This window comes from Mesorhizobium sp. M1342 (assembly GCF_040317955.1).
Classification (GTDB): domain Bacteria; phylum Pseudomonadota; class Alphaproteobacteria; order Rhizobiales; family Rhizobiaceae; genus Mesorhizobium.
The window spans coordinates 1-6,341 of sequence record NZ_JAMYLI010000057.1 but is presented as its reverse complement, the minus strand read 5'-3'; the positions used below and the strand labels follow the sequence as shown (position 1 = coordinate 6,341).

Genomic DNA, 6,341 nt, shown 5'->3' with positions numbered 1-6,341 from the left:
ACGAGCTGTTCATGCGGGTGACGCTGACCTTCGGCTACATGGAGCAGCCGAACATCCCGCGCGCGCTGGCGATCTGCCGCAAGCAGGGCTGGAAGTTCGACATCATGACGACCTCGTTCTTCCTGTCACGGCGTTCGCTCAAGGCCTCGCCCAATTCCGGCATGCCGGTGTGGCAGGATCGGCTGTTCATCGGCCTGGCGCGCACGGCGGCCGATGCGACGGAGTATTTCCAAATCCCGACCGGGCGCGTGGTCGAGATCGGCACGCAGGTGGCGATCTAGGACATGTCCTGGCGGATCGGCGAATGGACTGTGCTTCACGGCACAGTCCATGTCACTCCGCTTCAACCGGCCAGCGCGGCCTTGTTTGCCTCGAGGAACTGCTTCAGCGTCTTCGACTTCCGGCCGGAAAGCGTCTCGACCGCGTCCGTCACCATGGCGATGCGGCCGGAACGCGTGTTGGCGTCGAACGACACGATGATGCGGGCAAAGTCCTCGGGAACGCCAGCCGCCTTCACGCCCTCGGTCAGGGCTTCATCCGGAACCTGCACGACATCTAGCGGCTTGCCGGTGACCTCGCTTACCAGGGCCGCAATCTCCGCGGTGGTGTAGGCCTGCGGGCCGGTCAAGGTGTAAGTCTTGCTTTCGTTCGAAACGGTAACGAGGCCGGCGGCAATCGCTGCCGCCATGTCGTCGCGCGCACCGTGCGCCATGCGGCCGTCGCCGGCGGACGTATACCAGTGTCCCGAGGCAATGGCCTGCGGCAGGGCCATGAACAGGTTCTCCTGGTACCAGCCGTTGCGGAAGATCGTGTAAGGGATGCCGCTCGCCTTGATCGCCTGCTCGGTGCCGTAGTGATCATTGGCAAACAGCACCGGCGAAACCGGTTCTGGATTAGGCATCGAGGTGTAGAGAAGGTGGGAAACGCCGGCCTTCTTCCCGGCGGCAACCGCGTTCTCGTGTTGCCTCAGGCGCTTGCCGTGAAGCAGGTCGATCTCGCCGGTCGAGATGATCAGCACCCTGTCGGCGCCCTTGAACGCAGACTCCAACGATAGTGTGTCGTCGAAGTCAGCCGCCCTTGTGATGACGCCTCGGGCCGCCAGGCCGGCGAGGTTTTCCGGATTGCGGGTGGTGGCGATGATCCGTGCCGCTGGAACCTTGAACGTGTCCAGCAGATGGTTGATGACGCCGCGGCCGAGCTGGCCGGAAGCGCCGGTGACGAGAAGGGTTTCGGTCATGGAAGATCCTGACATTGCGCCGCTAAGGCGGCTCGAGTGGCAGTCTCAAAAAGAGACCAGCACTAAAATAGGAATTGACCCTGGGCCGTAAAGAAGGCAGTTTTTCGGGAGGTAGGCAGGCGCAGGGAACCAGCGGTGGACAGCAAGATGGTCAATCTGAGATCGAAGATGGAGGTCTACAAGGCGATCTCCGGCGGCGGCAATTTTGCAAATTGTCCAGTCCGCGATGTCATCCAGGGGGTGAGCGGCAAATGGAGCTCGCTGCTGATGATGGCGCTGGCCGAAAAGCCCTATCGGTTTGGCGAATTGCGGCGGCTGGTGCCCGATATCTCACAGCGCATGCTGACGCAGACGCTCCATGATTTGCAGCGTGACGGCTATGTGCATCGCGAAGTGTTCCCGACCAAGCCGCCGAGCGTCGAATACAGCCTGACCGATCTCGGGCATTCGATGTTCGGCGCCTTGCATCAGCTGATCCTATGGGCCGAACTCAATCATGACGCGGTGCGCGACGCGCGTTCCGGCTTTGATGCCATGCAGGCTTGAACGGCAGTTAAAACCCGCGGCTTGATTTCGTCGGGCGGCTGAAGGATTGTCCCGGCCAGTTCGGCTTGGGGGCATTGGCATTTCCTACGACATAGCAATTGCCGGCGCCGGGCCGGCGGGATTGGCCATGGCGCTCTATCTCAAGCGTGCCGGGCATCGGGTCACGGTCTTCGAGCGCTTCGATGAGCCGAAGCCGGTCGGCTCCGGGCTGATTCTGCAGCCGACAGGGCTGACGGTCCTGGCCGATCTTGGCCTGCTTGACGACATACTCGCGCTGGGCAGCCGTATCGACCGCCTGCATGGCGCCGATGCTTCCACGGGCCGTACGGTGCTCGATGTCCGCTACGATGCGCAACGCGGTGGCCGCTTCGGGCTGGCGGTGCACCGGGCGGCCTTGTTCGGCGTGCTTTTCCGCGCCGCGCAGCGCGAGGCGATCGCCATCGAGACCGGCGTCGAGATCGAGGCTCTGGAGACCGGCGAACGGGCGACGCTGATATGCGGCAACCGACGAAGGGCAGGGCCGTTCGACCTCGTCATCGACGCCAGCGGTTCGCGCTCGAAACTGCGCCGCGCGAGCGCTCCAGGCGAGCCAAGAGCACTCACCTATGGCGCGTTCTGGGCCTCGCTTGGTTGGCGCGGCGACGGTTTCGATGAGCATGCGCTGCTGCAACGCTACGACAAAGCGAGCGTGATGATCGGCGTGCTGCCGGTCGGCCGGCCGCAGCCGGGCGCTGAAAAGATGGCGGCCTTCTTCTGGAGCCTGAAGCCGTCGGATGCCGATGAGGTGCGCGTCCGCGGCCTGAACGCCTGGAAGGAAAGGGTGGTCCGGCTGTGGCCACAGAGCGAGGCGTTCACCAGCCAGATCGACAGTTTCGACCAGCTCTCGCTGGCCCGCTACGGCCACCACACGATGAAGCTCCCGGCCGGTAGGCGATTGGCCGTCATCGGCGACGCGGCGCATTCCACCAGTCCGCAACTCGGGCAAGGGGCGAACATGGCGCTGCTCGACGCGGCGGCGCTCAGCCATGCGCTGGTGCGGACAACGAGTGTCGACGCAGCACTGGAGGCCTATGCGAAGGCGCGGCGCTGGCATGTCCGCATCTTCCAGGCGCTGTCGCTGGCATTCACGCCGTTCTACCAGTCGGATTCGGTGGCGCTGCCCTTCATCCGCGACAGGCTGGTGGCGACGGTGGCAAAAATCCCGCCGGCGCCGCAGTTTCTCGCCTCGATGGTGGCCGGTACGATGATCGATCCGTTCAAGCGGATTGGGCTGACCGAGGCGCGGTGGCTGGATCGTTTTGCCGGATGAGGCCTGAAAGGTGCGATCCCTTCGCTTGCAGGAAAGCATGCAGGCGCTGCGGATAGTCCGGCGCCACGGCTTGCCTGATCGACGGGCGTTCACTCAACGCCTTGCGCCAGGCTCGGACGAGCGGTTTGCCGTCCAGAATGCCGAAATCACCGATGTGGTCGAAGACATCGAGATAGCGGAAGACCGGACCGTAAACGGCGTCGACCAGCGAAAAGTGGTTGCTGGCGAACCAGGGTCCGCCGGGCTCGTCCGCCAGCTCGGCTTCGAGGCGATCGAACATGGCGGACAGCGCGCTGGATTCGGCAAGGAAGCCAGCCTCGATCGAGGCTGAATAGAACCGGCCGATGGCGTTGAGGGTTGCCGAACCGAACTCGATCCAGGCGCGATGACGGGCGCGGGCATAGGGATCGACAGGGTGGAGGGGATTGGCCTGCGTCTCTTCGAGGAATTCCAGGATGACCGCTGACTCGAAGACCACCGTTTCCTCGCCATTTCGCTGCACGCGCAGCAGCGGCACCTTGCCGAGCGGCGAGATCGCCTTGAACCAGTCCGGCTTGTTGGCGAGGTCGATATCGATGCGCTCGAACGGCACGCCCTTTTCGGCCAGCGAAATCGCGGCGCGCTGCACATAGGGGCAGAGGTGATGGCTGACGAGAATGAGCTTGTCGGCGCGTGTGCAGGTTTCGTGTTTCATCGGATGGGCTTTCCAGGGTTAATGCAATTGCATCTATGTAGATGCACATGCGTCGACCGTCAAGCTTGATGCAATTGCATCTATCGTCTAGGGATACGCCATGACCGAGAAAGCCACGCCTTCGCCAGCCGCCATCAAGGCCTGGGCCCGCCTGATGCGGGTTTCGCGCCAACTGATGGAAAGCGCCGAAGAGGCGTTGAAGGCAGTCGGACTGCCGCCGCTTGCCTGGTACGATGTGCTGCATGAGCTCGCCGAGGCGGGTGAGGGTGGGCTGCGGCCGTTTCAGTTGATCGAGCGCACGCTGTTTGCGCAATACAACATTTCGCGCCTGCTGGCCCGGCTCGAGGCAGACGGGCTCATCGAGAAACTGCCGGTGGCCGATGACGGCCGTGGCCAGACCATCCGCATCACCGCCAGCGGGCGAGAGACACGCCGCCAGATGTGGGCTGTCTACGGACGCTCGATTGCGGAACTGGTAGGCGCCAAATTGTCGGCGGATGAGCTGACCATGGTCTCGGCATTGCTTGGACGGCTGCGTCAACCGCCGGCCGGCGACTAGGCGAGGCTTGTCGCGCGCGGCAACGCTCATCCACTTGCAGATATTTTGCTCTCGTCCTCTTGCGTGCGGCCTTGGAATGCGCAATATGCCGAACCGTAACGTACGGTACGGATTGCCGAGTGATCGGTGGCCTGCCTTTCGAGAGAAGAGCGTGTTGCACATCTTGCCCGATATGGACACCAGCGAAGCGCTGACAGAACGGCAGAAGGCCGTCCTCGACGCGGCGTTGCGGCTGCTGGTCGAGGAGGGCGATCATCTGACCATGACCGCCGTGGCGCGCCGCGCTAGCTGCTCCAAGGAAACGCTCTACAAATGGTTCGGCGACCGTGACGGGCTGCTGACGGCGACGGTGCAGTGGCAGGCCTCGAAAGTGCGGGTGGCGCCGGTTGACGGCAAGGGGCTCGATCTTGCCTCGCTGACCGCAAGCCTCGAACGCTTTGCCTCGGACTGGCTTAAGGTGATCTCCAGCGACACCTCGATCGCCCTCAACCGGGTGGCGGTCAGCCATGCGGGCTCGGGTAAGGACAATCTCGGCGCCGTCGTGCTTGAGAACGGCCGCTTCGCATTGGCCAAACGGTTGAAGCCGGTGCTTGAGGCCGGCCGACGGACCGGGCTTTTGGATTTCACGGATGCCGAGACGGCGTTCCGCACCTTTTTCGGGCTGGTCGCCCGCGACGTGCAGATCCGTCTGCTGCTTGGCGACCGGCTGGAATTGACTGAGGCGGCGATCGGCGGCGATGCCGCGCGCGCGACGCAGCAGTTTCTCGCTCTTCATGGAGCAACAACCGGCCGCAAGGCCCTCTGATTTGTAAAAACGGGAAGGAAGACAAAATGCGCGTCTATTACGATCGTGATGCCGATCTCAATCTGATCAAGGGCAAGAAGGTCGCCATCATCGGCTATGGCAGCCAAGGCAGGGCGCATGCGCTCAACCTCAAGGATTCCGGCGCCAAGGAGATCGCCATCGGCCTCAAGGCCGGCTCGGCGACCGCCAAGAAGGTCGAGGCCGACGGGCTCAAGGTGATGAGCGTGGCGGACGCCGCCAAATGGGCCGACCTGATGATGATGGCAACGCCGGACGAACTGCAGGCCGACATCTACAAAAACGAGATCGCGCCGAACATCTGCGACGGTGCCGCAATCGCCTTCGCACACGGCCTCAACGTGCATTTCGGCCTGATCGAGCCGAAGTCGACGGTCGACGTCGTCATGATCGCGCCGAAGGGCCCCGGCCACACGGTGCGCGGCGAATACCAGAAGGGCGGCGGCGTGCCGTGCCTGGTCGCCGTCAACCAGGATGCCTCGGGCAATGCGCTCGACCTGGCGCTGTCCTACGCCTGCGGCGTCGGCGGCGGCCGTTCGGGCATCATCGAGACCAATTTCCGCGAGGAATGCGAGACCGACCTGTTCGGCGAGCAGGTCGTGCTGTGCGGCGGTCTGGTCGAGTTGATCCGGGCCGGTTTCGAGACGCTGGTGGAAGCCGGCTACGCGCCTGAGATGGCCTATTTCGAGTGCCTGCACGAGGTCAAGCTGATCGTCGACCTGATCTATGAAGGCGGCATCGCCAACATGAACTACTCGATCTCGAACACCGCCGAATGGGGCGAATATGTCTCGGGTCCGCGCATCATCACCGCCGAGACCAAGGCCGAGATGAAGCGCGTGCTGAAGGACATCCAGACGGGAAAATTCACCTCGGAGTGGATGCAGGAATATCGCGCCGGCATGTCCCGCTTCAAAGGCATCCGCCGCAACAATGACAGCCACCAGATCGAGGAAGTCGGCGCCAAGCTGCGCGCGATGATGCCCTGGATTTCCAAGAACAAGCTGGTCGACAAGGCCAAGAACTGAGCGAAATCCACAAGCGCTCGAAAACAGCGGCTTCCATGAACAAAAAACGGCGCCAAGTGGCTAATGCAGTTCACTTAGGCACCTTCAGTGTTCTGACAGGATATTTGGCTGGTAGCTTTTTGACGACACGGGGGCATGATCGCCC

At 63.0% G+C, this 6,341-nt stretch carries 8 protein-coding genes; 6 read left to right on the top strand and 2 right to left on the bottom strand.

The window, feature by feature from the left end:
- The coding region (locus tag NKH06_RS31760; RefSeq protein ID WP_502895379.1) for a KUP/HAK/KT family potassium transporter at window positions 1–281 on the top strand (281 nt) is incomplete at its 5' end.
- Window positions 282–343: 62 nt separating this feature from the next.
- On the opposite strand, the gene NKH06_RS31755 is transcribed toward NKH06_RS31760, so the two are convergent.
- Window positions 344–1,237, bottom strand: a complete 894-nt coding sequence (locus NKH06_RS31755; RefSeq protein ID WP_128304440.1) for an SDR family oxidoreductase — start codon at window positions 1,235–1,237, stop codon at window positions 344–346.
- Between the two features lie 135 nt (window positions 1,238–1,372).
- Here NKH06_RS31755 and NKH06_RS31750 point away from each other — a divergent pair, with 135 nt between their 5' ends.
- The gene (locus tag NKH06_RS31750; protein WP_352895098.1) at window positions 1,373–1,783 is read left to right on the top strand and encodes a winged helix-turn-helix transcriptional regulator; all 411 of its coding nucleotides are present in this window, start codon (window positions 1,373–1,375) and stop codon (window positions 1,781–1,783) included.
- A 46-nt stretch (window positions 1,784–1,829) separates the two neighbouring features.
- Window positions 1,830–3,092, top strand: coding sequence for an FAD-dependent oxidoreductase (locus NKH06_RS31745; protein ID WP_352439804.1), 1,263 nt, complete (start codon window positions 1,830–1,832; stop codon window positions 3,090–3,092).
- Here the strand turns inward: NKH06_RS31745 and NKH06_RS31740 are convergent.
- On the bottom strand, window positions 3,040–3,786 hold the full coding sequence (locus NKH06_RS31740) for a glutathione S-transferase family protein (RefSeq protein ID WP_352439805.1): 747 nt from the start codon (window positions 3,784–3,786) through the stop codon (window positions 3,040–3,042). The genes NKH06_RS31745 and NKH06_RS31740 overlap by 53 nt on opposite strands.
- A gap of 100 nt (window positions 3,787–3,886) precedes the next feature.
- Here NKH06_RS31740 and NKH06_RS31735 point away from each other — a divergent pair, with 100 nt between their 5' ends.
- The 3 genes from NKH06_RS31735 to ilvC all read left to right on the top strand — a co-directional run bounded on the left by NKH06_RS31735 (window position 3,887) and on the right by ilvC (window position 6,196).
- A complete protein-coding gene (locus tag NKH06_RS31735) occupies window positions 3,887–4,345 on the top strand; it encodes a MarR family winged helix-turn-helix transcriptional regulator (RefSeq protein ID WP_352895096.1) in 459 nt (152 codons plus the stop codon).
- A 151-nt stretch (window positions 4,346–4,496) separates the two neighbouring features.
- Window positions 4,497–5,150, top strand: a complete 654-nt coding sequence (locus tag NKH06_RS31730; protein ID WP_352612397.1) for a TetR/AcrR family transcriptional regulator — start codon at window positions 4,497–4,499, stop codon at window positions 5,148–5,150.
- 26 nt (window positions 5,151–5,176) lie between these two features.
- Window positions 5,177–6,196 carry a ketol-acid reductoisomerase gene (gene ilvC, locus NKH06_RS31725; protein ID WP_352895094.1) on the top strand — a complete coding sequence of 340 codons (1,020 nt, stop codon included), beginning with the start codon at window positions 5,177–5,179 and terminating at the stop codon, window positions 6,194–6,196.
- Window positions 6,197–6,341: the final 145 nt, after the last annotated feature.

Bases quoted from the DNA above. Each gene is read 5' to 3' on its own strand.
- NKH06_RS31740 (WP_352439805.1), bottom strand. From the start codon at position 3,786: ATGAAACACGAAACCTGCACACGCGCCGACAAGCTCATTCTCGTCAGC.
- NKH06_RS31755 (WP_128304440.1), bottom strand. From the start codon at position 1,237: ATGACCGAAACCCTTCTCGTCACCGGCGCTTCCGGCCAGCTCGGCCGC.
- ilvC (WP_352895094.1), top strand. From the start codon at position 5,177: ATGCGCGTCTATTACGATCGTGATGCCGATCTCAATCTGATCAAGGGC.
- NKH06_RS31735 (WP_352895096.1), top strand. From the start codon at position 3,887: ATGACCGAGAAAGCCACGCCTTCGCCAGCCGCCATCAAGGCCTGGGCC.